Source organism: Palaeococcus ferrophilus DSM 13482 (genome assembly GCF_000966265.1).
Lineage (GTDB): Archaea > Methanobacteriota_B > Thermococci > Thermococcales > Thermococcaceae > Palaeococcus > Palaeococcus ferrophilus.
On record NZ_LANF01000011.1, the window covers coordinates 176,171 to 198,761 of the forward strand.

Sequence of the window (22,591 nt, forward strand, 5' to 3'; positions counted from 1 at the left end):
AGTTTTAACGTGATTTATCACCAAGAGTGATAGAGGTGGCGGAAATGAGAAGGATATTCGGAACCTTCGGCGTGAGGGGGATAGCGAACGAGTACATAACCCCCGAGTTCGCGCTCAAGATGGGAATGGCCTTCGGGACGATGCTGAGGAGGGAAGGAAGGAAAAAACCGCTCGTCGTCGTCGGCAGGGACACGAGGGTGAGCGGCGAGATGCTGAAGGAAGCGCTCATCAGCGGGCTTTTGAGTACGGGCTGCGACGTCATAGATGTTGGCATAGCCCCAACGCCCGCCGTTCAGTGGGCGACGGCACACTTTAATGCCGACGGGGGGGCAGTCATAACGGCCTCCCACAATCCACCGGAGTACAACGGCATAAAGCTCCTCGAACCTAACGGCATGGGGCTGAAGAAGGAGCGTGAGGCAGTCGTTGAAGAAGTCTTCTTCAGTGAGGATTTTTACCGGGCCAGATGGGACGAGATAGGTGATCTGAGGAAGGAGGACGTAATAAAGCCCTACATCGAGGCGATAAAGGCGAGAGTTGACGTTGAGGCGATAAGGAAGAGGAGGCCCTTCGTCGTCGTTGACACCTCGAACGGCGCCGGCAGCTTAACCCTCCCCTACCTCTTAAGGGAGCTCGGCTGTAAGGTCGTTTCGGTAAATGCTCACCCAGACGGCCACTTCCCGGCGAGGAACCCCGAGCCCAACGAGGAGAACCTGCGGGAGTTCAAGGAGATAGTGAAGGCCCTTGGAGCGGACTTCGGCGTGGCCCAGGACGGTGACGCCGACAGGTCCGTGTTCATTGACGAGAACGGCCGCTTCATCCAGGGAGACAGGACGTTCGCCCTCGTTGCGGATGCAGTCCTTAGGGAGAACGGGGGTGGGCTTCTCGTAACAACCATAGCGACTTCCAACCTCCTGGACGACATAGCAAAGAGGAACGGCGCGAAGGTTATGAGAACGAAGGTAGGTGATTTAATCGTTGCCCGGGCTCTCCTCGAAAACAACGGAACCATAGGCGGTGAGGAGAACGGCGGCGTTATTTTCCCGGACTTCGTGCTCGGCAGGGACGGGGCCATGACCACAGCCAAGATAGTCGAGATATTCGCTAGGAGCGGGAAGAGGTTCAGCGAGCTGATAGATGAGCTCCCGAAGTACTACCAGTTCAAGACGAAGAGGCACGTTGAGGGCGACAGGAAGGCGATAGTGGGAAAGGTGGCCGAACTCGCTGAAAAGAAGGGCTACAACGTGGACACCACGGACGGGACGAAGATACTCTTCGATGACGGCTGGGTGCTCGTGAGGGCGAGCGGAACCGAGCCGATAATCAGGATTTTCAGCGAGGCGAAGAGCGAGGAGAAAGCCAAGGAGCACCTCGAGCTGGGGCTGGAGCTTCTGGAGAACGCCCTCCATTGAGGGTCTAAAGCCCCATCCATTTCTTTTGCATCGGGGAATGGCTCCAAGGGGTTCGGGAAGAGAAAGAGCTATAAACATGAAGTTAAAGAATAAACTTTAGCGTAACTCTTATGAGGTGAAGGGGATGGGACTGTTCGACAAGATTAAGAAAGAGGAGCCAAGGAAGGCAAGACCGCTTACAATAAAGAAGGACGTGAAGGGACAGCCCCCCGCAAAGGCGGAGGTCGAGGTAGTCCCTCTCGAGGAGGACGAGCTCGCAAAGCAGATAGTGAAGCCCCAGGTAAGGTACGTAAAGAAGATAATCGTCACGAGCTACTCGGACCTTGAGGCGATTTCAAGGGAGGTTCAGGAGGGCAACCTCGTAATAGCCGACCTCACCCCGCTAGAATCAAAGCCGGAAGTCGTCGAGAAGGTCTCCGAGCAGATAGTCGGAATGGTTAGGGCCCTTGACGGGAGCATCGCAAAGATATCAAAGTACGAGATAAAGCTTCTTATAACGCCGCCCGACATAAAGATAGCCAAGTGATTGCACCATTCCTTCTTTTCTCCGATGCTCAAATTTATAAACTACCCTTTCTCGCTATCTTTGAGGTGAGAACATGGGCGAGATTCAGGAGGTTAGACTGGGCGATTGTCCCATATGCGGCGCGAAGAACAGCCTCAAAGCGCTCCAGTTCATCCACGAGATTCCCTACTTCGGCAAGGTCATGGAGAGCACGATAATATGCGAGAACTGCAACTACAGGAATGCGGACGTGATGGTTCTGGAGGAGAAGGAGCCGAGGCTCTACACCCTCCGCGTTGAGGAGGAGAAGGACCTCTTCACGCGCGTCGTGAGGAGCAAGAGCGGAACGGTCGAGCTTGAGGAAGTCGGGGTAACCGTGGAGCCGGGGCCAGCGGCCCAGGGCTTCATAACCAACGTCGAGGGGCTCATAGAGAGGGTCAAGGATGCCCTCATAACCACGCGGAACTTCAAGAGCCAGGAGGGGGACGAGGAGGCAGTCAAAAAGGTGGACGAACTCCTTGAGTACCTTGAGGAGGTCAGGGATGGCAAAAAGCCGCTCACTGTGAGGATAATGGACCCCTTCGGCCACAGCGCCCTCATAGGGGAGAAAGTAAAGAGCAGGCTGCTCACGCAGGAGGAAATAAAGAGCCTCAGCACGGGCCCCTACGTAGTCTACGAGCCTGATCAGGAGGGGTAAACCTCCAGGACTTCCCCCTCTCCTGCTTCAATCTCCCCTTCGGTTATAAGGGCCACCTCGTCACCCGGAACTGCAAAGTCAACCCTTCTTCTCTCCCGCTCTATGCTCCTCACTAGGGCCACTCCTTTCCCCTTGAGCTTGTAGCCCGGGTAGATAACTCCCTCGAGCACCTCCCCGAGGAGCGCCTTTCTACCCGGAAGCGCGAGCACCCTTGAGACCCTGAACCTTCCCGTGGGTTTTCGGGTGGCTACCTCAATTCCTCGATTCCTCCCAAAGAGGCGGCGGAACATGCCTTCACCTCATATCCTGTCGAGGAGCTTCTTTCTCTTCTCTTCATACTCCTCCTGACTTATCACTCCCATATCGTAGAGCTCCTTGAGCTTCTTGAGCTTCTCAAGCGGGTCTTCCTTCTCCACCGTCCTTGCCCGGGGTTCAAGCCTCATTGACCTGCTCACGACCTCTCTGGGTTTGTGTATCGTCCACTCCTCACTCAGGAGGTGCTTTTTCCGCTCTATCGAAACCGGCTCCACCGCTATTTCGTTCAAAGCGTCCCTTATGGATTCTATTGCCTCACGTGCCTCAGTCTTATCCATCCTCTCGAGCTTTATCTCCTCCCCATCCTCCTTCATAATGGAGAACTCCGCGTACATCTTGCCTACCTTGACGTAAACCTGCTCCAGCTTCTCGTAGGGCACTGCCATCAGCTCGTACCTGCCGAGAATCTTCTCGTCAACGTACAGGATGCGCCTGTCCGTCACGACGAGCCACTTGGGCTTTGCCTCAAGGCTGAACTTCTTCCGTATCGCGTATAGTACCTCCTCCCCGGGGGAGAGGTTTTCAAGGATGCCCTTCGGGAGCTCAGTCTTCATTGGAATCACCAAGAAAAATTATGTCAAATAGGTATATAACCCTCCCGTAGCTGGGAAAAAGAGAGAAGTTAATGAGAACGTCTCCTCCAGAGGAGGAGTGGCAAAATAGCAAAGCCCGCTATTAAACCAATCCCACACGTAGGAGAGCCTTCAGTCGTGGACGTTGGTTGAGATGCTTCCGGCTCGGGTGTCTTACTTTCCTTGAGGGTTCCTGTGCTGCTCGGGGTTGGGGTCTGACTCGGTTCTTCCTTCTCGGTCTCCGTTGGGCTTTCTGTTTCAGTGCTGGTGGCTGTCTCAGGTGCCTTTTCTACGAGTACCGCCATCTTTACGGTGTCTTCAGCGCCCTTGTTGTCCCTGACGGTGAGCGTCACAGTGTAATTACCCTCACCCGCGTAGGCATGCACCGGGTTCTTATCGGTTGAGCTCGAGCCGTCGCCAAAGTCCCAGCTCCAGCCCACTATGCTTCCGTCGGGGTCGCTTGATTCGTCTCTAAAGGTTATCTCCTGCTCCGTCAGAGGGTTCTCTGGAGAGAACGTGAAGTCGGCGGTTGGAGGTTCGTTCTCCGGTCTTACGGTTATGGTTCTTGAGAAGACTGCCTTCAGACCGCCGCTGTCCGTTACGGTGAGTGTGGCCGTGTAAACCCCAGGAAGTTCGTAAACGTGGCTCGGGTTCCGCTCCTTTGAGCTACTTCCGTCCCCAAAATCCCAGAGCCACTCCACTATTCCACCGTCAGGGTCGTTCGCGCTGGATGTGAAGGACACGCTCCCCCCTGCCTTAGGCTCCTCGGGGGTGTGGGTGAAGCCCACAGATGGCTCTTCGTTGTACTGAACGTTAACGCTGGCTATGCAGGAACTGTTCGCCCCCCATGGGTCATAGACGGTTAAGGAAGGTATGTAAAGCCCCTCCGAGGTGTAGGTGTGCCTGGCGGTGGTTCCGTTGCCCTCTATTTCCTCCCCGTCGCCGAAGTTCATAACCCACCTCAGTTCGGAGTCGGTGTCGTTCATGCCGATGTTGAACTCGACCTCCAGCGGGAACTGTCCGCTCTCGGGGGTTGCCGTAAGGGAACACTCTGGTGGGGTGTTCATTGAGAGAAAGAGGTCGTAGGTTATGGTGAATAGCCCGAGGTCTATGAGGATAGGGCTCCACTTTCTGTTCCAGTAGTAATCCCCCATGTCGCTCACCACGTAGTCGAGGACAAGGTGCCCCTCTTCCACGTCGCGGTAGATGTATCCCGTTACCGTGTATCTCTTCTCTGGCTCGCTTATCCTTCCCCTGTACTCAACGACTATCTTCGTCTCGTTGGAGAATGAAACTTCGTGGGTCGCTACACTTCCGGTCGAGTAGCTCCCCTTCACGTACTGGGTTGCCTCAACGAAGGCCCCTCCTGAGGCGACCAAACCGGCTGAGATGGTCGCCTTGAAACTGTTGGATTTTTTCTCCCAGTTGAGCTGTCTCATGAGCCTCTCGTACCTCTTGCCAACTTCACCCGCCTCCATGGTAAAGCTACCCAGCAAGGTGTTGACGTCATATCCAACCAGATTCTCCGGTCTGCTCGGGTATGTTGTTATGTCCCCTACCCTGTGTATCGGCGACTCGTACTCCAGGAAAGATACCACCGGCGGCCCCCTGGGAACCGTCACGAGTATGTACTGCTGCTCCCCGTCTATCACAGCAAGCTCTGGAGGGCCTATTATGGGGTATTCGTAAACGTCGTAGGCGGTCGTCACGTAGAGGGCCCCATCGCTCATATCTGCGGTTATTTCGTAAGAGATTTCCTCTGTGAAGGACTCTCCTTTCTCCCTCTCAAGGGTCTGCTGTACCGTGAAGTCAAGGTTGGCCTCCAGGCTCAGGCCGACAATTCCCCCCTTCAGGCTCAGCCCCGTGCTGAGGGTGGCGTCCGAGATGGACTTAACCGAACCTTTGACAGTGTTGCTCGTTGTAGTCCTGTACTGGGAGTAAAAGAGCCCCGTCTCGTTTATCACCTCGTAGTCAACCGGAGGGGAGTTTACCACCGCTATGAGCTTCTTCTCCACGTACAGCGCACCCCTGGTTGGGGTTCCTACCTCTATGGAGTTCCCGTCGAGGTCTCCCACGGCAAGGCCGGCACCGTAGGTGAACTTCGTATCGAAGCCCTCCGGGCCGTTCAGCAGATCTCCGCCTATGTTGAAGACCCTCACCTTTCCGCTCTGGGAGGCCCAGACTATCTCTTCGGCGACGTCGGTGTTCACATCGCCAACCGCTATCCTGTCCCCCTTCTTGAAGGCCATCGTGAACTTGGCTATCTCTCCAGCCTTACCCCTGCCGAGGTCGGCGTAGAACACGTGAATTCCCCTGTTGGCAGTATCCTGGGTGGCTATCACTATCTCGTCAACACCATCGAGGTTGAGGTCTCCGGTTGCCATTTCGTCCCTCGGTTTCAGGTCGAAGTAATCGTCGGTGGAGAAGCTCAGCAGGGCGTTGCCGTACATGTCGTAAACCGTCACAAGGTTTTCGCTGTCGTCCGCGTGTATGAGTTCACCTCTTCCGTCACCGTTGAGGTCTCCTATTGCTATTGAGTCCCCGTCGGCGAACTGTTCCACCTTAAAGGAGTTGATTAGGTCTATGTTTCCGTCGTATATCTTTATCCAGTTGTTCCTGTCAGCGTGCACTATCTCTGCCCTTCCATCCCCGTTCAGGTCTCCCACCGCTATGTCGTCTCCCACCTCGAAGTTGGTGCTTTTTCTGCTTAAGATGAGGCCGTAGAGGCTGTATACATATATCTTATCTCCGCTCCTGTCGGCGTGTACTATTTCGGCCTTTCCGTCCCCGTTGACATCTCCTGCAGCCATTTCGTCCCACTTCTGGAAGGCGCGGTCGAAACTCCTTATGAGCTCCCCGCTCTCGTCTTCGTATATATACACAACGTCCTTCCGGTCCCCTATGATTATCTCCTCGTCCTCAACCACGGTTCCGCCAGAGAGGCCCTCTATTAAGTCAGTTCTCCATGCGAAAGCCATAGGAACTGGGAATGGGATAACAAAAAGGGCCAGAAGGGCTAACCCCAGGAAACGTCTTCTCCCCATAACGATTCCTCCACGCTGCAGGGGCTTGCAGAAAAGCAAACCGATGCAGTCTGGTACACCATTGTACCCGAATGTATATAATATTTATTTTTTCGAGTCTGAAAATATGCTCGGAAAACCCTACCAATGCGGAGATTACTTAAAAGCAATATGCACATACTCATTACAAAACCAAAACCCGTGCCAAAATCTTTAACTATTCCCAAATCCATTCTAATTCTCAGGTGGTGACATGGACTTTGAGAAAAAGCCGCTCATTGGAATGGTTCACCTCAAGCCCCTTCCGGGTTCCTACCTCTATGAGGGTGACTTTGACACTGTCATCGAGGCCGCCCTCAGGGACGCGAGAGTGCTGGAGGAAGCAGGCTTTGACGCCGTAATGGTGGAGAACTTTGGCGACGTGCCCTTTCCGAAGTACGTTGACAAAACCACCGTGGCCGCTTTCACCGCCGTTGCAAAGGCCATCCGGGACGAGGTTTCCCTGCCCCTCGGGATAAACGTGCTGAGGAACGACGGGATTGCTGCTTACTCCATAGCCTACGCCGTAAAGGCCAACTTCATAAGGGTGAACGTTCTCAGCGGCGTTGCCTACACTGACCAGGGGATAATAGAGGGAATCGCTCACGAGCTGGGGATGCTGAGGAAGAGGCTTCCCTCGAAGATAAAGGTCTTAGCGGATGTCCACGTCAAGCACGCCGTCCACTTCGGTGATTTCGAGGACTCCATAAGGGACACGGTGGAGAGGGGCCTTGCCGATGCGGTTGTCATCAGCGGGAAGGCAACGGGGAAGCCCGTGAACGTTGAGAAGCTCGCGCTGGCGAAGAGAACCTCTCCCGTGCCGGTGATAGTGGGCTCTGGAACGAGCTACGACAACCTCCCTGGCCTCTGGAAGTATGCCGACGGCTTCATAGTGGGCACGTGGACAAAGCGCGAGGGGAAGGTGGAGAACGAAGTCTCCCCGGAACGGGCGAGGCGGCTCGTTGAGCTTGCGAAAAATCTTCGGGCCGGGGTATTTTTGGGTTGATTTACTTTTGTTCGAATTTTCTTTTCCGAAAGTCTTATTACCCTAAAATGCGTAATTTGCCGATAAGAAAAATGCAAAGCCTGTCTCGCTTTTCTTTTCTGCGAGAGGGTTTTGCTCCGGAAGTGAAGAATTTGCCCTCAAACCTAGCCGAATTTAATGTATTCGGTCCACTCCTTGGGGCTATCCTGCTCATTGTGTTAGGGATTATTGACCTTTTCGTTGTCCTCCACTTTTGGAGGTTCATCAGAAGGAGGAATGTCGTGTGAAAGTACATGTTTTGGTAAGTAGCGTTCTAATGCTCCTGCTAATTCTATCATCCATGGTGGGAGCCGTAATCGCGCCCACGGGAGCACTTCAGGGGCTGGGAATAAACGTTGTAAAAACCTCCCACGTTCAGGAGAACGGTGTAAACAGCGTCGTCCTGCTCGGCGAGACAGTGCGTGATGGCGTTAACTACACCATCCTCGTTACCATAACGGAGTACCCCGTTAAAACGAGCGAAGACCTGATGGCCGTAGAGATAGGGGACGTCCTCACACCGGGCATTAGCATTGCCCCATCCATGGACGAGACCCTTCAAAACTCAGGAGAATCAGAAAACGGCGAAGATATAAGTTTTCTCCTGGGCTACAGCTTTTACAAGACCGCGTTTTATCCCGAAACTCTGGATGGAGAGCCCGTTGGAGAGAACATCACAGTTGATTTCAGGACAGGTCTGCGTTCCTTCTACTCCCATGAGTTCCCCTTTGGAGATCTCAGAATCTCAATCCAGATTTCCGGGGAGTACCTGAACTTCCAGCGCACTTTTGATTCCTTCCTCTCCACGGCCTGTAACCTTAACGAGAACAACCAGACGGAGTGCCACACGGAGTTCATGCAGGATGAATACAACTCATACCTGTCCTCAATGCTCGCAATGAAGGCCTACGCATACTCCCAGGCCCGTTCACTGGGAAAGAGCGTCGAGAACGCGGTTTTGGCTTCCCTGAAGGGCCAGCCCTATCCCGCGAGGTTCCTGGGAGACTTCCAGCTGTGTGTTCCGGGGAGCGGATGTGTTAAGCTCTCCCCCGGCTACATAGGAACCATCACGTTCAACGAAACCGATATCGAAAAAGGAGGGAGACTCATCTTTTCGGCGAGCGTCTTCGACAGAAACGGCGATGTCTCGGGGGTTGAGGCCTATTACATAGACCAGAGCGGAAAGTACGGTGACGAGGCAATAAAGTTCCCCTCCGCCCAGGAGTTCTACTCCTACATGGCCACTCAAAAAAGTAGCACCGTGGCCTACGCGTGGATGAACGGGTCGAGCATAACCGTGCCAGTTATCCTCGATGTGGTGATAAAGCCCGGTCAGGTTAAGGAAGGAAAGGCAAGGGTGGTTTTCGTGGTCAGGGACGGCAGCGGGGGCGATACCAAGGAGGTATCGTGGGACTTCGTGTTCGCAGGGAACGTCACTGGTTATTCTCTCAACTTGCTCACACCGAAGAACGGTGCCCACCTCAAGCAGATAATAAACGGCCTCTTCTCCGTGCCCCTCTATGCGGAGGTCAAGGGTAGTGGTGCCAAAGACCTCTACGCAGTCGTCACACTCCCTGACGGAAGTTCTAAGAGGCTGTCCGTTGATAACGGTGAGATACTCGACGTTATCTACATGAGCGACCCGAGCGTGAAGGAGGGAACGCTCACCGTGAGCCTCTACGGAAAGGTGGGCGATGAGGAGAGACTCCTCGTGAAGAAGAGCATCCACGTGAGCCTCGTAAGTGCGGAAGTGCCGGGGGACGAGATAGACAACGACATGGACGGCTTAACCGACTGCGACGACCCTGACATAGCGACCTGCGACGCTTGTATCCTTCAGAAGAAGCTCGAATGGGCGGAATCTCTGATGGAGAGGCACATTGACTACATCAACAAGATGATAGAGACCGACCCGGGCATGAAGGTTGTCTATGACCTCTACATCGAGCACCTCCGCGAGCTTCACGAGCAGTACAAGGACGACCCCGATAGGATGGTCAAGGAGATGAACGCCTACATGGAGGAGAAGGTCTACAGGAACCAGGAGATCAACCGCTACCTCTCCATATTCGCGGACGACCCCGAGAAGCGCTACAAACTCCGTCAAATAGCCGAGAAGTACCGCTACGACCCCATACAGCGGAGGATAGCTATGAGGCGCTTCATCTACGAGAACTCGGAGAGCGAGGCGGAAAGAGAAGCTACCATGAACGCTATTCTAACGGGAATCCTTGAACCGCCCAAGTGGCTCGTTGGAGGACAGTACGGCTCGGGCGGGGCCCTCGACTGGGCGAACTTCGTGGCGAGTAACTTTGAGAAGGTCGGTGACACGGTTAAGCTGAAGGGAACGGAGACGGTTAAGATGCTCAGGACACCCGTCAACGTTTTCCTCGTCGCCCAAGATGCAAGGGCGCTCATGAAGCAGGCGGAGGAGCTCAAGAAGATGAACCTGCCCGAGAACACGAAGGTTTCGATAATAGTTCTCGACGGGGCTACCAAGATAGGGAAGCTCCTCGATCCGACCGGCTACTTTGGGAACATGGCCGATGCAACGATAGGCTCCCTCGTGAACCTCCGCAAGAAGATAGAGGAAAGGAACCAGGGCTGGTTCACCTGGAACGGCTACGTTCTCCACGAGACTGCGAAGCCCGGCATCTACGAGGACTACGAGACGGGCAGGAAGTTCAAGCGTATCTCAGGCGGATGGCTCAGCCCTCCAACCTTCGTGGAGGTGAAGGAAAATGGGTAAGTTCACAGCATTTTTCTTGATACTCATACTCCTAGGGGCGGCTTACATCTACTACACGAATCCCCACATAATAGACGACCTCACGAAGGGAAGGGACAACTTCCCCAATGGCTTTGATTCCGGTGGAGATACCTCCACAACGTCCACTTCCTCCCCCTGGGAAAGCACCTCCACGGGGGGACCTTCCGGGACCTCCAGCGAACCATTCTCCGGTGAGAATGGGTGGGTTGACTCGGACGACGATGGAAGTAAAGACGTTTACATCGGGGGCGACTATGCGGAGGTTCCCACCACGAACGGCTCGGTGCTCTTCCTTGACAGGAACAAGGACGGGAGGATAGACGCGATACACCTCGACACGACCGGCGACGGGAACTACGACACCGCCTACCTCGACGAAGACTACAACGGAAAGACCGACACGTGGAGGACGACCTTCAACGGCGTGGAGAGCTACGCGTGGGACATAACCGGTGACGGGATTCCGGATGTCTACGATTCCAACGGGGACGGAAAGGTTGACGCCTGGGACATAAACTCCGATGGAATAATAGACGAGCGCGACGTTGATTTCGATGGGACCCCCGACCTTCACGACTACGACTTCGACGGGGTCTTTGACGAGTTCGAGAAGAACGTTACCCTCTATCCTCCAGAAAGCGCGAACGGGACGTTGGGGACTTTCACCTGCCCGGATAACAAGGAAGACGCCTACAGGCTCTTCGTCCAGGCCTACAACAACGTCACTTCCCTCCAATCTTCAGGAGCAAGCGATGAGGAGATTCAGGAGGCATATGCCAAGTACCAGGAAGCTAAAGCATGTTACGACTCCTTCTCGAGTACGACGACTTCTGCAACCTCAAGTGGGGAGATGGAAGAACTCAAGACCGCCACCCTCGACACCGATGGAGTGATGGCGATAAAGTTCTCCACGGGCGAGCTGAAGGGCTCTGACCAGACCCTGACGTGGGAAGACATTGACATTATGGCAGAACCGTGGTGCGTTGACTATCCGGCCTTACTCGGCCACTACATAGACCTCGGCGAGGGGAGCCTCGATAGCTTGGACCCGAGGGCGGTGCCGACCTCCGGCTATCCAACGAGTGAGGTTGCCGATGAGATCAAAATGGGGCACGTCTACGTGAACCTCAACTCCGATGGGACGCTTACAGCCTTTGAGCTCGTCTCCCACGAGAAAACCGGTGACTGCTCCCACAGGATAACGATAAGGTACGCAAACCTCGGAGGGGGCTGAAACGGAACCCCTAACCGGATTCCACGTCTTCGGTCCTCTTCTGGGCCTTTTCTTGATTTTGGTAGCGTTAGCTCTCCTCCTTTTGTTTGCAAAGCTTGTCCTAATGCTCATTCGGAGGCTTGTTTGATGAGACTGAAAAGAAAATCGGAAGGTGTTTGATATGGAGAAAGTGGTTTACGTTATACCCAACCTGGAGTACCACAAGGGCTTTCTCAAGAGCGCCCTGGTGAACCTTGTTGTGACAGACCAGAGGATAATCGTCGCCCACGTGAAGAAAGAGCTGATTCAGAAGGCCAGAGAAGAGGCAAAGGCGCGGGGAGACGGCTTCTTCAAGAGGATTTCATCAGGCTGGACGATGCACGAGCGCTACTACAATATGTCCCCTGAGGATGTTCTCAAAGAGGCTCCGGAGAACTTCTCGATTCCTCTGAGGGGGATAAAGGAAGTCAAGCTCAAGAGCGGCAACGTGGACGAGGGCAAAAATGATGAGCTGGAGATCAAGTGGAAGGAGAAGAGCAAGTTCTCCGGAAACATGAACCAGCGGGAGATAAAGAAGAAGCTCTCCGACCTCGGTGTTAAGGTCAAGGGAGGGGGTCTCTTCGGGTTTTAAGGGTAATGGAGGTGAAAAGAATGGGACTCATTAAAAAGCTCTTTGTTGGCTTTTTCCTCTTGATTCTGCTTGGAGTAATAGCGGTCTTCGGCATGCAGTACTACTACGATGCATTCTACGACAAGGTTCCCGTGGAAGTGAAGAGCGATACTGTGAGCGGAGACGTTTTCTACCTCTCGCACACCCTTGAAGCAGGCACGTACAAGATCGAGGCCGGGGGAACGGGCGTGGTCAAGGGGATTAAAATCCTTGATCCAGAAACAAACGAGGTTATTTCCTCCTACGAGGACAGCACGAACATGGTTTACGGCTCAGCGAAGCCCTTTGTGGTGAGGGTGGACTACTCTCCGCCGAACCCGGATGAGAGCTACACCGCAACGGTGGGCATATACAGACTTGTGAAGAAGTGAGGTGTAGGAAAATGAGGAAGGTTTACGCGATTTCGGCCCTGCTGCTCGTGGTTGTTATGTTCGCCAGCGGCTGCACGGACGGAGGCATTACCACGGAGAAGACCCTCACCGTAAACGGCATCACCGTCCACTACTCCGGCGACGTGTCCATGAGCCAGGCCAAAGCCCTTATCAACTTCATCAACGCCGAGCTGAGCCCCGATGAGATGGACGTTTACGTGAAGAAGGAGAACGGCTACGTCGTTGGATTGACGAGCACCTACGGGAGCGCCGACGAGATGGAGGAGTCTCTAAAGTTCTACCTCGTCTTTTTGGCGTCAAAGATGTCGCAGGACGTTTTCAACGGTGAACACGTGCTCCTCCAGATTCTTGACGACGGGAAGAACGTCCTCTACCAAGTGGAGAGCAAGTACCGCTACGTTTCTTCGAACGGCATCAACGTCTGGTACACGGGGACGAGCGAAGAAGACGCCCAGAAAGCACTGAACTACCTGCTTGACTTCGCAGGAAGCGGACCGTGGGACGTAATCCTTGAGAAGAGCGGCTCCACATACCACGTGAGGGCAATGAGCTCCTTCAGGAGCGAAGAAGAAGTCAACTCCGTCAAGGACACTTACATGGAAATGGTATCGGGCCTTGAAAACGCTCTGAACGGTAGCGTCGTTCTCCACGTCCTTGACCCGGACGGGAAAGAGGTGGCCGTTTTCGGGAGTTAGTCATTTACCCCCTCTCTCTCCTTTGTATTGTCGCTTTGCCCTTCTCCTTCCGTATTTATCCTCCTTGCCAGTCTGTTTAGCCTTTCCTCCTCGCTCTCCCTTCCGCGGTAGCCAAAGTAGAAGCCGATGACGGTGGATAGCACGCCGAGGAAGTAGTCCCTCAGCTCCGCGGGGACGTTGAGGTATTTGTTTCCAACCACCAGCACCATAAAAGCGGCAACGAAGATGGCCGCTATTGCCCTCCTCATCTCCCCCTTGTCGAGGGAGCGGTTGCTGCTCCACCCCATGAAGAGAACCACGAGGAACACCAGGAAGGGCAGCGAGATTAGGGTTATCGCCACGTCGAAGTAGAGGCCGGCGAAGGTCAGTACCCCAACGGTCAGGACGGAGAAGAGTATCGCCCCCTTAACGTACGCATCCTCCACCGCTATCACCCAAAGGATTATATTCGCTCCCCGTATATACGCCTTTAGCACGGGGGTGTTGAAATGGGGAAGTACTTCGGAACCAGCGGAATCAGGGAGGTCTTCAACGAGAAGCTGACGCCGGAGCTTGCGTTGAAGGTTGGCAAAGCCCTTGGAACGTACCTCGGCGGTGGAACGGTCGTCATAGGGGAGGACACGAGGACCAGCGGCGACGTTATCAAATCTGCAGTTATAAGCGGGCTTCTCTCAACTGGTGTTGACGTGATTGACATCGGTTTGGCTCCAACGCCCCTCACGGGCTTTGCGATAAAGCTCTACGAGGCTGACGCAGGAGTTACAATCACCGCCTCCCACAACCCACCGGAATACAACGGCATAAAGGTGTGGCAGGCCAACGGAATGGCCTACACCCCAGAGATGGAGAACGAGCTTGAGGCAATCTTTGAATCCGGGAACTTCAAAAAAGCGCCCTGGAGCGAGATTGGGACTCTCAGAACTGCCGATCCCCGTGAGGAGTACATAAACGAGGCTTTAAAATTCGTCCAGCTTGAGAACTCCTACACGGTCGTTCTCGATACGGGAAACGGAGCGGGTTCCATTCTCAGCCCTTACCTCCAGCGCGAGATGGGAAATAGGGTAATCTCGCTCAACTCCCACCCGAGCGGCTTTTTCGTGAGGGAGCTCGAGCCGAACGCGGAGAGCCTTTCCGCTCTGGCTAAGGCAGTCAGGGCAATGAAAGCAGATGTAGGAATAGCCCACGACGGCGACGCCGACAGGATTGGCGTCGTTGACGACGAAGGGAAATTCGTTGAGTACGAGGTCATGCTCTCGCTCATAGCCGGCTACATGCTGAGGAAGTTCGGGAAGGGAAAAATAGTAACAACGGTTGATGCGGGCTTCGCTTTGGATGACTACGTTAGGCCCCTCGGTGGCGAGGTTATAAGGACGCGCGTTGGGGACGTTGCAGTCGCCGATGAACTCGCCAGACACGGCGGCGTCTTCGGCGGCGAGCCGAGCGGTACGTGGATAATCCCGCAGTGGAACCTCACCCCGGATGGAATCTTTGCCGGAGCGCTCGTTCTCGAGATGATCGACAGACTCGGCCCGCTCAGCGAGCTCGCGAAGGAAGTTCCGCGCTACGTAACTTTAAGGGCAAAAATCCCCTGCCCGAACGAGAAGAAAGCGAGGGCGATGGAGATAATCCGGAGAGAGGCCCTGAAGGCCTTTGACTACGAGGGGCTTATTGACATTGATGGTATCAGGATAGAGAACTCCGACTGGTGGATCCTCTTCCGCCCGAGCGGGACAGAGCCAATAATGCGCATAACTTTAGAGGCCCATACGGAGGAGAAAGCAAAGAAACTGATGGAGAAGGCTGAGAGGCTAGTTAAGAGAGCTATTGAGGAGGCCTGAAATTGAGAATCCCCATTTACATAATCTACGCCCTCTTGGCGGCGTTCTTCGCCGCCCTCGTCCCGATCTTTGGAAAGCTCGGCCTCAGAGACGTCGATTCAACGGTAGCTACTGTAATCAGGGCCTTCATAATGTTCGCATTTCTCTTCCTAGTTGCCCTTGCCACTGGAAAGACGAACACAACCGGCTTTGACCACCGCGCGCTGCTCTTTGTAACCCTTTCAGGCGTTGCCGGGGCACTCTCCTGGCTCTTCTACTTCATGGCGATAAAGGGAGGGAGAACTACCGCGGTGATAGCGATAGACAAGATGAGCGTGGCACTGGCGATACTCCTCGCCTGGCTCCTCCTTGGGGACAAGATGGACTTTAAGACGGCTCTCGGGGCGCTGTTGATAGTCCTGGGCGCGCTGCTGGTGTCACTGTGATCCTCTTAGATGTCTTTGATTAGACTGAGTAAATCCCACAACAACTATAATTTTATAAAATGTTAATTAGGAAACTATCGTTGATTATTTATGCGGAGATGATATCAATGAGTGGGGATACTCTCGCTCAAGTTACTAATCTCATCAATTTAGTGTATTTGGTTCTTTCTTTAATGTACTTGGTGCCAATACTAAGTTTTTTCTCTGGATTTAAGTCAAAGTCTAAGATTTATAATTACTCCCTTTTGTTTGGGGGTGTCATGAATTACTTTAAGAAGATCCAGAACATGACAGAGGACATTATGAAAGATGTAAGCTTTAGCAAAGTGTATCGTGCCTATGGAGTTTGGTCATTGTTAAAACTGATTTTGGCTCCGCTACTCGTTGTTTTTCTCTTTGCTTTTAATTCCTCAGGATTGAATTTAGAAAATAAGCTCGTTATACTTATTTTTGGGTTCTTGATATATAGTGTAGTCTGGTTTTTGATATTCAATCTAATTGTATTGAGTACACTTAAACGATTATCCACGAGCCCAGTTGGGACTCTAAATCTTGAAAATCTAGGCAAAATATGTAATAGTTCTTATTTCGTGTTTATTCTTTCAGCACTTAATGTGTTGGCAATTATTGTTATTCTTATTGCTTCATCATGGATATACAGTCGCTATAACACCAGGGGCATATGGGGAAGTACAATAATACTGGAATCTCTTCTACAATTTTTACTTCCAATGATACTTTTTAGGGGCAAGATGTATTTAAAGGATATTAAGTCAAAATTTCTATTTTTTGTAACTTTATTTATTATTACTATCGCAAGTATATGGCAAGCAGTATTATTTGCATCTTATTTTTTGGAAACAAAGGATACTCCATTAAAACAAATGATTATTTTGTTTGTGTTAATCTTGGAATTTCTCTTTATAGTGAGCTCAATTATTCAGGCTGAAAAGAAACTGACAGCTCTCGTCTGGAAGCTGAATCTCATAGAAAAAAGCATCATTCGATTACCTTGGGTTGAGATATCCAAAGATGGAAATACCTATGCCAGAGGCTTCCTTTTTGATCCCTTTGATGATCGCTATTTAGTATTGAAAAAAGGAGAATGCTATATGGCGATCCCTTGGAAGGATTTAAAAATGGATATGATAACAGTTTGTGGGGATACCTTGTACGCTCTTCCTGAAAATACTGAAGAGAGATAAGACTCAAATTTCAAAGCTTCAGAGCAGGTTCATCTCAAAACCTCTTTGGCCGGGAGCTCATCAGGCTTTTCTAAGCCCAAAAAGGCGTCAAACTTAGTTCTATCTCGCGAATTTAGCCTTCAGCCCTTCCGCGAACTTCCTAGCCCTCCCAATGTCCCTCTCATCTGGATGTCCTTTGTTCAGCCCGCCTATCTTCGCCAGCCAGCCGTTCGTGTCCCAGCCTCTGCAGGAGAACTCCCCCACTATCTCGAAGCCCTTCTCCTTGAGGGCCCTTCTGAGCTTCCTGTGGTTGTAGGGGCGAATGTTAAGCCCTGCGGTCGAGAAGATGAAGGCCTTCTTGCCTCCGACGTTGGGGAGGTTCTCAACGAGCTTGAAGAGCCCCCAGTGGTGCCTCCACCAGTAGATACCCGAGCCGAAGCCGATGAGGTCATAGCTGAGAAGCTCCTCCGGTTTGACCTTCCATGGTTTGGTCAGCTCCGCTCCCAAAACTTCGGCCATCGCCTTCGCTACCCTCTCCGTGTTCCCGTGGTGGACGGAGACGTAGACTATGAGGGCCCTCATAGGGCCTCCTCCAACCGCTTGATACTTCCCTCGATGTCGTCCTTATCAAATTCCACGTAAAACCCCTCCGGAAACCTCGCCATGAGGATTTCGAAGAGTATCCCGGGCAGGGGCTTCAGCTCGAAGTTTTGCTCCCTAACGAGCTCCTTTGAGCGCTTTATCCTCTCCCCCTTGCCCAGGTAGAAGAACTCCCCCATTGCCCGGTAGGGGTACCTATCGGGGTCGCTTGAGCTCGTTGTGAAGACGCCGCAGGTGGGGGAGCCTTTGACGCCGACGAAGACCACCTTCTCGGGCTTCTCATCGGTCAGAACCCTGCCGATGAAGTCGGCAATGATTTTGGCCCTCTCCCTCATCCCGAGCCTCTCGTAGACTTCCCTGCTGGCAGGGGCACGCGGCCAGCCGACCAGCTCGAACTCGGGGCAGGGGTAGGCTAAAACCTCCCACTCGTCGCCGAGCTCACCTATGAACTTCCTGAGCCTTCTGGAGGTTTCGTACTCCTTTTCCTTCGGCCCACGGTAGACGTAGAAGGGGCTGAGCAGGCAGGGCGCTATGATCAAGAGCTTCATGCTCTCACCCCAACGTAGCCGCCTTCGCCCCTAACGTACTCGACGAGGCGGGCGTAGGTTGGGTTGGTGGAGAGGGTTCTCGAATCTCCAACCATCACGAGCTTCCGCTTTGCCCGCGTTATGGCCACGTTCAACCTCCTCAAGTCCTCAAGGAAGCCAAGTTCCCCCCTATCGTTGGAGCGGACGAAGGAAATCACCACAACCTCCTTCTCGCGTCCCTGGTAGCCGTCAACCGTCTTCACCTCAACGTCCTCGGGGAGGATGGAAGCGAGGAGGTCAACCTGGTCGTCGTAGGGGCTTATCACGCCTATCCACTCCTCCCTAACCCCCATTTTAAGGAGTCCCTCAACTATATCCTTCACCACACGCGCCTCGCAGGGGTTTTCCCGCGACGTGGAACCCTGCCTCTGCCTCTCGGGACATTCCCCAAGTGTATCAACGAAGGCTATCGGCTTCGATGGGGCCAGTGCCCTCATGAGCCACCCCTCACTGGAGGGGAGTGAAACCCCGAGGTCTTCGAGCGTTATCTTCGCCACGCTCCCGTCCGCGATGAGTAGGCCATCGTAGAACTCCCTGTTGGGAAAGGCCATTATGCGCTCGTTCATTCTGTACTGGACGCGCAGGAGGGATTTTATTTCATCACCGTAAACGCCGAGCAACCTCTCAAAGAGCGTGAACTCGAGGGGACGGGCCTTCTCGCTCAAAATTGTCGGCGGGAGTTGCCTGTGGTCGCCGGCCATCACCCACTTCCGCCCCTTGACCATGGGTATCAGGCACGAGGGCTCCACGGACTGGGTCGCCTCGTCAATGAAGACCACATCAAAGTTCTTCCCCTGCAGGAGCTCGCTTCCGGCCGTGGAGTTGGTGGTGCAGACGACCTCCGCCCGCTCAAGAACCCGCTCAACGGCCCTCATCTCAAGGGCCCTCGCCCTCTCCACCAGCTTCGATATCTCCTCCTGAACCTCGAGCCACTTGGCCATGCTCACTATCACGCGCTGGGGGACGCCCCTAACGCTCCGTCCTTCCTTCGCGGCCCGCTTTATGTCCCCGTCGCTCATCCCCCTCCGCCACTGGGGGGTGGGCTTCTGGTAGGCCGACTGGGCCTCCCTCAGCTTCTCGACCTCCTTCCAGAGCTTCTCCGCCTCCCTGAACTCCCCCTCGAGGGTAACGAGGTGGTCGAGTGTGTTCTCCCTCAGGGCCTTCGTCACCCTCGCGGGGTTCCCAACGCGGACAGCCTTCACCCCCGCCTCCAAAAGCTTCTCCATCAGGTTGTCAACGGCTATGTTCGAATCCGCGGTGGCGAGAACGCGGTGGCCCCTCCTAACGTGCTGCACTATGGCCTCCACGAGCGTGGTGGTCTTTCCCGTCCCCGGGGGCCCGTGGATGAGGAAGGTATCCCTCGCCTCGAGGGAGCGCTTCACGGCCTCCTTCTGCGAGGGGTTTAGCGAGGGGTTTGAGAACTCTATCCTGCCCGCGGAGCCAAAGTGAGGCCGAATTTTTCCGAGGAGGAGGTTGATGAGGCGCTCGTTTCCCCTAAGGGCCTTTAGGGCCGCCAGCATTCTTTGAAAGGTGACGTCGTTGGCGTAGAGGTCAACCCTTATCCCCCGCCCGTAAACCCAGCGCGGCGGCCTGTTCTGGAAGGCGACCACGAGGAAGCTCCTCCCCTTCTCCACCACCGTGCCCTGGGGATCGTCCTTCCTCGGCTTCCCTCTGCTCACCAGGACGAGGTCCCCAACGCCTATCTCCGTCTCGGGGAGCTCCCTCCTCCCGAACTTAACGAGGTAGCCCTCTATGCCCCTCCCGAGGTCTTTTCCGTTCAGGTTGAGGATTGCCCTCCCGAGCTTTTCTCTCTTCTCGCCGCTGAGACGCTTGATTTCTTCCCTGTGGAAGCGCATCTCCTCCTCGCGCTCGAGCTCAACGAGGCGGGCGAAATAGGAGACGTACTCATCGTACGAGCCGAACCGCAAAAGCACCACCTCACATCAGGTACACCGCGCCCCCGCTGGTTATTATCGCCCTCTTGGCCTCGATGATGTTGAACTCCCTAAGGAGGAGGCGGTATTCCTTCAGTTCGTAGGCGTCGGGGCTTATCTTAACGAGGATCACCCCTCCCTTGAGAATCGCCTGGTCCTTTATCGCCGTGAGGAACTTGAAGACCGTCTCGAAGCCGTTCTCGAGTATCAAGTACTCGAGTCCGTCCAGGTACACGAAGGGACGCTCATGGGAGTCCAGAAACTCCGTTATGTTGTAGGATAGGAACGGAAGCCGGGTGGGGGCTATTACATGGTCTCCCTCGACCTTCGAGAGCCACCAGAAGGCCACGCCATCGAGGTTCAGTGAGTGCTCCACCTTTGTCCTCGGCTCCCGCGAGATGACCATGGAGGGATGGGTGAGGAGAAGATGGTTGGCGACCTCATCGCAGCCCTCCTTGCAGAGGTACAGACCTGGGTCGAGGCCGACCTTCCTAACCTCCACGGCGCTCCTCTCCTCGAGCATCTCCCTGTTGAGTCTAGCCCATGAGTAGGCAACCCACGCGACCCCTGCCGCTATGAAGGCCTCAAGGCCCACCACAGGGGCAGAGTCAAGGGAGGGGAGAAACACAAGCCACGCGCCCATTCCCAGAGCTATGAGGATGCCGCCCAGGAGGGTGGCCGGGACCAGCCGCTTTCCCCGCTCCTCGAGGTGCTTCCCCACGCTCAGCAGGAAGCGGAGGGAATGGCCAACGAGTGCTATGGCCACGATGTTAACTATGAAACTCACGGCGTGAAGCGCATCCACGTGATAACACCTCATGGACGTTTGGGGAGGAGATATAAGAGCTTTTCCACCTCTTCCCTGAGGTCATCGAGGCTCCCCGAGTTGTCAATCACGACATCGGCAATTTCCTTGAGGGTCGTCGTGTGGTAGAGCTCCTCCTCCGCCTCATCCATCCTCAGGAAGTCCTCGTAGGAGGTGATGACCCTGTCCTTGCCCGCCTTTCTCGCCCTGAGACGCTCGTAGCGCAATTCCGCGGGGGCGTCAACGTACACCACAAGCCCGCCGCGCTCCTTTATCGCCCTCACTTCTTCTATGGAGCGGACGCCGTCAATTACCACTTTCTCGCAGTCCCTCTTCTTGTCGAGGGCGAGGCGGATGAGTATGTCCCCCCCGTATGTGGTCTTGAGGTGTCTGCCGTACTCTATGAGGGTGTCCCTCGTGGGCTCCCTCCTCGCAGGAACTTCCGGTACCCACGAGTATTCCTCAATTTTTCCGGTGAGCAGGTCTATTAAGGGGTCGCTGCAGCTCACTCTGCAAAACCCCCTCCCCTCGAGTATCTTCGCCACGGTGGTTTTTCCGGCCGCTATCTTACCCACAACTCCGATTATCATCCTCCCACCTCATTCAAGCTCCACAACTTCGAAGACACCATTGGAAAGGTCTATTATAAGGAGTCTGTTGGCCAAGGGCTCACCGTAACCCGTTAGGAGCTTAACCACCTCGGCCGCCTGGACGCTTCCAACGACTCCAGCGGTGGCCCCGAGTATGGGGAACTTCCCCTTGGGGGCGGGTTTCCTCGGGAAGAGCTCCCTCAGGGACTTCGTTCTCCCCGGGATTATGGTGGTAACCTGGCCGAAAAAGCCCTCCACCGCACCGTGAACAAGGGGTATCCCCCTCTCGTGGGCGTACTCATCGAGCAGGTACCTTGTCTCGAAGTTGTCGAGGCAGTCCACTATGACATCAACCCCCTCTAGTACCTCCGCCACGTTGTCCCTGTCCAGCCGCCCGACGAAGGTCTCGATTTCAACGTCAGAATTAAAGCGTTCGAGCTTCCATCTGGCCGATAGGGGCTTGGGGTTCCTCCCCACGTCCTCCTCCCAGTGCAGTATCTGCCTGTTGAGGTTGCTCAACTCGGGCTCCTGCTCGTCTATGAGGAGCAGATTAACCCCTGCGGCGGCCAGATAGTAGGCAACCGGACTTCCGAGACCTCCCACGCCAACTACGGCCACCCTTGACCTCTTCAACTTCTCCTGCCCCTCGACGCCGAATATGCGTATCTGCCTGTCGTAGCGCTCAAGCTCCCTCTCGCCCAGCATCTCAACCACCGCTCACGGGCGGGAATATGGCCACCACGTCCCCTTCCTCGAGAACCTCGTCAAAGCCCACGTAGCGGCCGTTCCTTGAGACGTTCACATCTGCCTCGTCGTCGTAGTCTTCCCCGAAGCTCTCGCCCCTGAAGGCAGGGTGTCTATCCACTATGAGTTTCAAAAGGTCCCTTACAGTGCTTCCGGCCGGAAGTTCGAACTCCTCCTCGTCCCTCCCCGCTATAGAGCGGAAGCGTGCGAAGTACCTCACGCGCACCCTCATCGTCACCACCACCCGGATTAGCCCCGTCAGGTATAAAAGGGGTTCGCTCAATTTCATTCGATGCCCATAAAGCTCAGGGATTATCTGAACGGCCTGATAGGCAAGATGGCCTTTGAGGAAGAGCTCTACGGGATAAGGCTTAGATACGCCCCCATACTCGTAAAGGAGGACATTCTGGTCCTCGATAAAAGGGATGGAAAGCTCAAATGGCTGAAGACGAAGAGGCCCCTGGACGAGGGGGGCTGAGGGCCCTCAAGGATGAGATAGTCGAGGCCTTAGAGAGAGAATTGAGACTTACCTCACCATGACCTTCGATGAGGACGTT

Annotated in this window: 24 protein-coding genes; 13 read left to right on the forward strand and 11 right to left on the reverse strand. The window is 54.4% G+C overall.

Going from position 1 to position 22,591, the window contains the following annotated elements; genetic code table 11:
* Window positions 1-44: 44 nt before the first annotated feature.
* From glmM (PFER_RS06035) to PFER_RS06045, 3 genes are all read left to right on the forward strand, one after another.
* Window positions 45-1,412 carry a phosphoglucosamine mutase gene (gene glmM / locus PFER_RS06035; protein ID WP_048149878.1) on the forward strand — a complete coding sequence of 456 codons (1,368 nt, stop codon included), beginning with the start codon at window positions 45-47 and terminating at the stop codon, window positions 1,410-1,412.
* A gap of 124 nt (window positions 1,413-1,536) precedes the next feature.
* Window positions 1,537-1,938, forward strand: a complete 402-nt coding sequence (gene sepF / locus PFER_RS06040) for a cell division protein SepF (RefSeq protein ID WP_048149880.1) — start codon at window positions 1,537-1,539, stop codon at window positions 1,936-1,938.
* A gap of 73 nt (window positions 1,939-2,011) precedes the next feature.
* Window positions 2,012-2,614, forward strand: a complete 603-nt coding sequence (locus PFER_RS06045) for a ZPR1 zinc finger domain-containing protein (RefSeq protein ID WP_048149883.1) — start codon at window positions 2,012-2,014, stop codon at window positions 2,612-2,614.
* On the opposite strand, the gene pbp11 is transcribed toward PFER_RS06045, so the two are convergent.
* The 3 genes from pbp11 to PFER_RS06060 all read right to left on the reverse strand — a co-directional run bounded on the left by pbp11 (window position 2,602) and on the right by PFER_RS06060 (window position 6,479).
* Window positions 2,602-2,904 (reverse strand): tRNA-binding protein Pbp11, encoded by a 303-nt coding sequence (gene pbp11, locus PFER_RS06050; RefSeq protein WP_048149886.1) that lies wholly within the window; start codon window positions 2,902-2,904, stop codon window positions 2,602-2,604. The two genes, PFER_RS06045 and pbp11, sit on opposite strands and share 13 nt — an antisense overlap.
* A 9-nt stretch (window positions 2,905-2,913) precedes the next feature.
* Window positions 2,914-3,483, reverse strand: coding sequence for a PH domain-containing protein (locus tag PFER_RS06055; protein WP_048149888.1), 570 nt, complete (start codon window positions 3,481-3,483; stop codon window positions 2,914-2,916).
* Between the two features lie 68 nt (window positions 3,484-3,551).
* Window positions 3,552-6,479, reverse strand: a complete 2,928-nt coding sequence (locus PFER_RS06060) for a PKD domain-containing protein (protein ID WP_052696197.1) — start codon at window positions 6,477-6,479, stop codon at window positions 3,552-3,554.
* 298 nt (window positions 6,480-6,777) lie between these two features.
* On the opposite strand from PFER_RS06060, the gene PFER_RS06065 reads away from it, so the two are divergent.
* The 6 genes from PFER_RS06065 to PFER_RS06090 all read left to right on the forward strand — a co-directional run bounded on the left by PFER_RS06065 (window position 6,778) and on the right by PFER_RS06090 (window position 13,327).
* Window positions 6,778-7,569 carry a BtpA/SgcQ family protein gene (locus tag PFER_RS06065; protein WP_048149892.1) on the forward strand — a complete coding sequence of 264 codons (792 nt, stop codon included), beginning with the start codon at window positions 6,778-6,780 and terminating at the stop codon, window positions 7,567-7,569.
* Between the two features lie 319 nt (window positions 7,570-7,888).
* Window positions 7,889-10,336, forward strand: coding sequence for a hypothetical protein (locus tag PFER_RS12340; RefSeq protein WP_211255077.1), 2,448 nt, complete (start codon window positions 7,889-7,891; stop codon window positions 10,334-10,336).
* Window positions 10,329-11,591 (forward strand): hypothetical protein, encoded by a 1,263-nt coding sequence (locus PFER_RS06075; RefSeq protein WP_048149896.1) that lies wholly within the window; start codon window positions 10,329-10,331, stop codon window positions 11,589-11,591. The genes PFER_RS12340 and PFER_RS06075 overlap by 8 nt, the downstream gene beginning before the upstream one ends.
* A gap of 160 nt (window positions 11,592-11,751) precedes the next feature.
* Entirely contained in the window at window positions 11,752-12,201 is a 450-nt protein-coding gene (locus tag PFER_RS06080; protein WP_048149899.1) for a hypothetical protein, read from the forward strand.
* A 20-nt stretch (window positions 12,202-12,221) separates the two neighbouring features.
* Entirely contained in the window at window positions 12,222-12,611 is a 390-nt protein-coding gene (locus PFER_RS06085) for a hypothetical protein (protein WP_048149900.1), read from the forward strand.
* A gap of 11 nt (window positions 12,612-12,622) precedes the next feature.
* The gene (locus PFER_RS06090) at window positions 12,623-13,327 is read left to right on the forward strand and encodes a hypothetical protein (protein WP_048149904.1); all 705 of its coding nucleotides are present in this window, start codon (window positions 12,623-12,625) and stop codon (window positions 13,325-13,327) included.
* On the opposite strand, the gene PFER_RS11835 is transcribed toward PFER_RS06090, so the two are convergent.
* Window positions 13,324-13,761: a hypothetical protein gene (locus PFER_RS11835; protein ID WP_157255116.1), complete on the reverse strand. Its 438-nt coding sequence runs from the start codon at window positions 13,759-13,761 to the stop codon at window positions 13,324-13,326. The genes PFER_RS06090 and PFER_RS11835 overlap by 4 nt on opposite strands.
* Before the next feature lie 54 nt (window positions 13,762-13,815).
* Between PFER_RS11835 and glmM (PFER_RS06100) the strand changes: the two genes are divergently transcribed.
* The 3 genes from glmM (PFER_RS06100) to PFER_RS06110 all read left to right on the forward strand — a co-directional run bounded on the left by glmM (PFER_RS06100) (window position 13,816) and on the right by PFER_RS06110 (window position 16,795).
* The gene (gene glmM / locus PFER_RS06100) at window positions 13,816-15,165 is read left to right on the forward strand and encodes a phosphoglucosamine mutase (RefSeq protein WP_048149906.1); all 1,350 of its coding nucleotides are present in this window, start codon (window positions 13,816-13,818) and stop codon (window positions 15,163-15,165) included.
* A 2-nt stretch (window positions 15,166-15,167) separates the two neighbouring features.
* A complete protein-coding gene (locus PFER_RS06105) occupies window positions 15,168-15,590 on the forward strand; it encodes an EamA family transporter (protein WP_084593919.1) in 423 nt (140 codons plus the stop codon).
* Window positions 15,591-15,850: 260 nt separating this feature from the next.
* Complete coding sequence (locus tag PFER_RS06110) at window positions 15,851-16,795, forward strand: hypothetical protein (RefSeq protein WP_157255118.1); 945 nt, start codon at window positions 15,851-15,853, stop codon at window positions 16,793-16,795.
* A 99-nt stretch (window positions 16,796-16,894) separates the two neighbouring features.
* Here PFER_RS06110 and PFER_RS06115 read toward each other — a convergent pair whose 3' ends face one another.
* Genes PFER_RS06115 through PFER_RS06145 form a run of 7 tightly spaced genes read right to left on the reverse strand, consistent with a single transcriptional unit; the run spans window position 16,895 to window position 22,266 of the window.
* Entirely contained in the window at window positions 16,895-17,356 is a 462-nt protein-coding gene (locus tag PFER_RS06115; RefSeq protein ID WP_048149911.1) for a flavodoxin family protein, read from the reverse strand.
* Window positions 17,353-17,922: a hypothetical protein gene (locus tag PFER_RS06120; RefSeq protein ID WP_048149914.1), complete on the reverse strand. Its 570-nt coding sequence runs from the start codon at window positions 17,920-17,922 to the stop codon at window positions 17,353-17,355. Before PFER_RS06120 ends, PFER_RS06115 begins: the two co-directional genes overlap by 4 nt.
* Window positions 17,919-19,895 (reverse strand): IGHMBP2 family helicase, encoded by a 1,977-nt coding sequence (locus PFER_RS06125; protein ID WP_245612465.1) that lies wholly within the window; start codon window positions 19,893-19,895, stop codon window positions 17,919-17,921. Before PFER_RS06125 ends, PFER_RS06120 begins: the two co-directional genes overlap by 4 nt.
* Window positions 19,896-19,899: 4 nt before the next feature.
* Window positions 19,900-20,700 carry a DUF835 domain-containing protein gene (locus tag PFER_RS11840; RefSeq protein WP_052696187.1) on the reverse strand — a complete coding sequence of 267 codons (801 nt, stop codon included), beginning with the start codon at window positions 20,698-20,700 and terminating at the stop codon, window positions 19,900-19,902.
* Window positions 20,701-20,711: 11 nt separating this feature from the next.
* The gene (locus PFER_RS06135) at window positions 20,712-21,290 is read right to left on the reverse strand and encodes an AAA family ATPase (RefSeq protein ID WP_048149920.1); all 579 of its coding nucleotides are present in this window, start codon (window positions 21,288-21,290) and stop codon (window positions 20,712-20,714) included.
* 9 nt (window positions 21,291-21,299) lie between these two features.
* Window positions 21,300-21,995 (reverse strand): ThiF family adenylyltransferase, encoded by a 696-nt coding sequence (locus PFER_RS06140; protein WP_048149922.1) that lies wholly within the window; start codon window positions 21,993-21,995, stop codon window positions 21,300-21,302.
* A 1-nt stretch (window position 21,996) separates the two neighbouring features.
* On the reverse strand, window positions 21,997-22,266 hold the full coding sequence (locus PFER_RS06145; RefSeq protein ID WP_048149924.1) for a ubiquitin-like small modifier protein 1: 270 nt from the start codon (window positions 22,264-22,266) through the stop codon (window positions 21,997-21,999).
* A gap of 60 nt (window positions 22,267-22,326) precedes the next feature.
* Here PFER_RS06145 and PFER_RS06150 point away from each other — a divergent pair, with 60 nt between their 5' ends.
* Window positions 22,327-22,512, forward strand: a complete 186-nt coding sequence (locus tag PFER_RS06150) for a hypothetical protein (RefSeq protein ID WP_052696188.1) — start codon at window positions 22,327-22,329, stop codon at window positions 22,510-22,512.
* Window positions 22,513-22,591 lie beyond the last annotated feature (79 nt).

Coding starts and splice junctions, on each gene's coding strand:
- glmM (WP_048149878.1), top strand. CDS start 45: ATGAGAAGGATATTCGGAACCTTCGGCGTGAGGGGGATAGCGAACGAG.
- sepF (WP_048149880.1), top strand. CDS start 1,537: ATGGGACTGTTCGACAAGATTAAGAAAGAGGAGCCAAGGAAGGCAAGA.
- PFER_RS06045 (WP_048149883.1), top strand. CDS start 2,012: ATGGGCGAGATTCAGGAGGTTAGACTGGGCGATTGTCCCATATGCGGC.
- pbp11 (WP_048149886.1), bottom strand. CDS start 2,904: ATGTTCCGCCGCCTCTTTGGGAGGAATCGAGGAATTGAGGTAGCCACC.
- PFER_RS06055 (WP_048149888.1), bottom strand. CDS start 3,483: ATGAAGACTGAGCTCCCGAAGGGCATCCTTGAAAACCTCTCCCCCGGG.
- PFER_RS06060 (WP_052696197.1), bottom strand. CDS start 6,479: ATGGCTTTCGCATGGAGAACTGACTTAATAGAGGGCCTCTCTGGCGGA.
- PFER_RS06065 (WP_048149892.1), top strand. CDS start 6,778: ATGGACTTTGAGAAAAAGCCGCTCATTGGAATGGTTCACCTCAAGCCC.
- PFER_RS12340 (WP_211255077.1), top strand. CDS start 7,889: ATGGTGGGAGCCGTAATCGCGCCCACGGGAGCACTTCAGGGGCTGGGA.
- PFER_RS06075 (WP_048149896.1), top strand. CDS start 10,329: ATGGGTAAGTTCACAGCATTTTTCTTGATACTCATACTCCTAGGGGCG.
- PFER_RS06080 (WP_048149899.1), top strand. CDS start 11,752: ATGGAGAAAGTGGTTTACGTTATACCCAACCTGGAGTACCACAAGGGC.
- PFER_RS06085 (WP_048149900.1), top strand. CDS start 12,222: ATGGGACTCATTAAAAAGCTCTTTGTTGGCTTTTTCCTCTTGATTCTG.
- PFER_RS06090 (WP_048149904.1), top strand. CDS start 12,623: ATGAGGAAGGTTTACGCGATTTCGGCCCTGCTGCTCGTGGTTGTTATG.
- glmM (WP_048149906.1), top strand. CDS start 13,816: ATGGGGAAGTACTTCGGAACCAGCGGAATCAGGGAGGTCTTCAACGAG.
- PFER_RS06110 (WP_157255118.1), top strand. CDS start 15,851: ATGAATTACTTTAAGAAGATCCAGAACATGACAGAGGACATTATGAAA.
- PFER_RS06115 (WP_048149911.1), bottom strand. CDS start 17,356: ATGAGGGCCCTCATAGTCTACGTCTCCGTCCACCACGGGAACACGGAG.
- PFER_RS06120 (WP_048149914.1), bottom strand. CDS start 17,922: ATGAAGCTCTTGATCATAGCGCCCTGCCTGCTCAGCCCCTTCTACGTC.
- PFER_RS06135 (WP_048149920.1), bottom strand. CDS start 21,290: ATGATAATCGGAGTTGTGGGTAAGATAGCGGCCGGAAAAACCACCGTG.
- PFER_RS06140 (WP_048149922.1), bottom strand. CDS start 21,995: ATGCTGGGCGAGAGGGAGCTTGAGCGCTACGACAGGCAGATACGCATA.
- PFER_RS06145 (WP_048149924.1), bottom strand. CDS start 22,266: ATGAGGGTGCGCGTGAGGTACTTCGCACGCTTCCGCTCTATAGCGGGG.
- PFER_RS06150 (WP_052696188.1), top strand. CDS start 22,327: ATGCCCATAAAGCTCAGGGATTATCTGAACGGCCTGATAGGCAAGATG.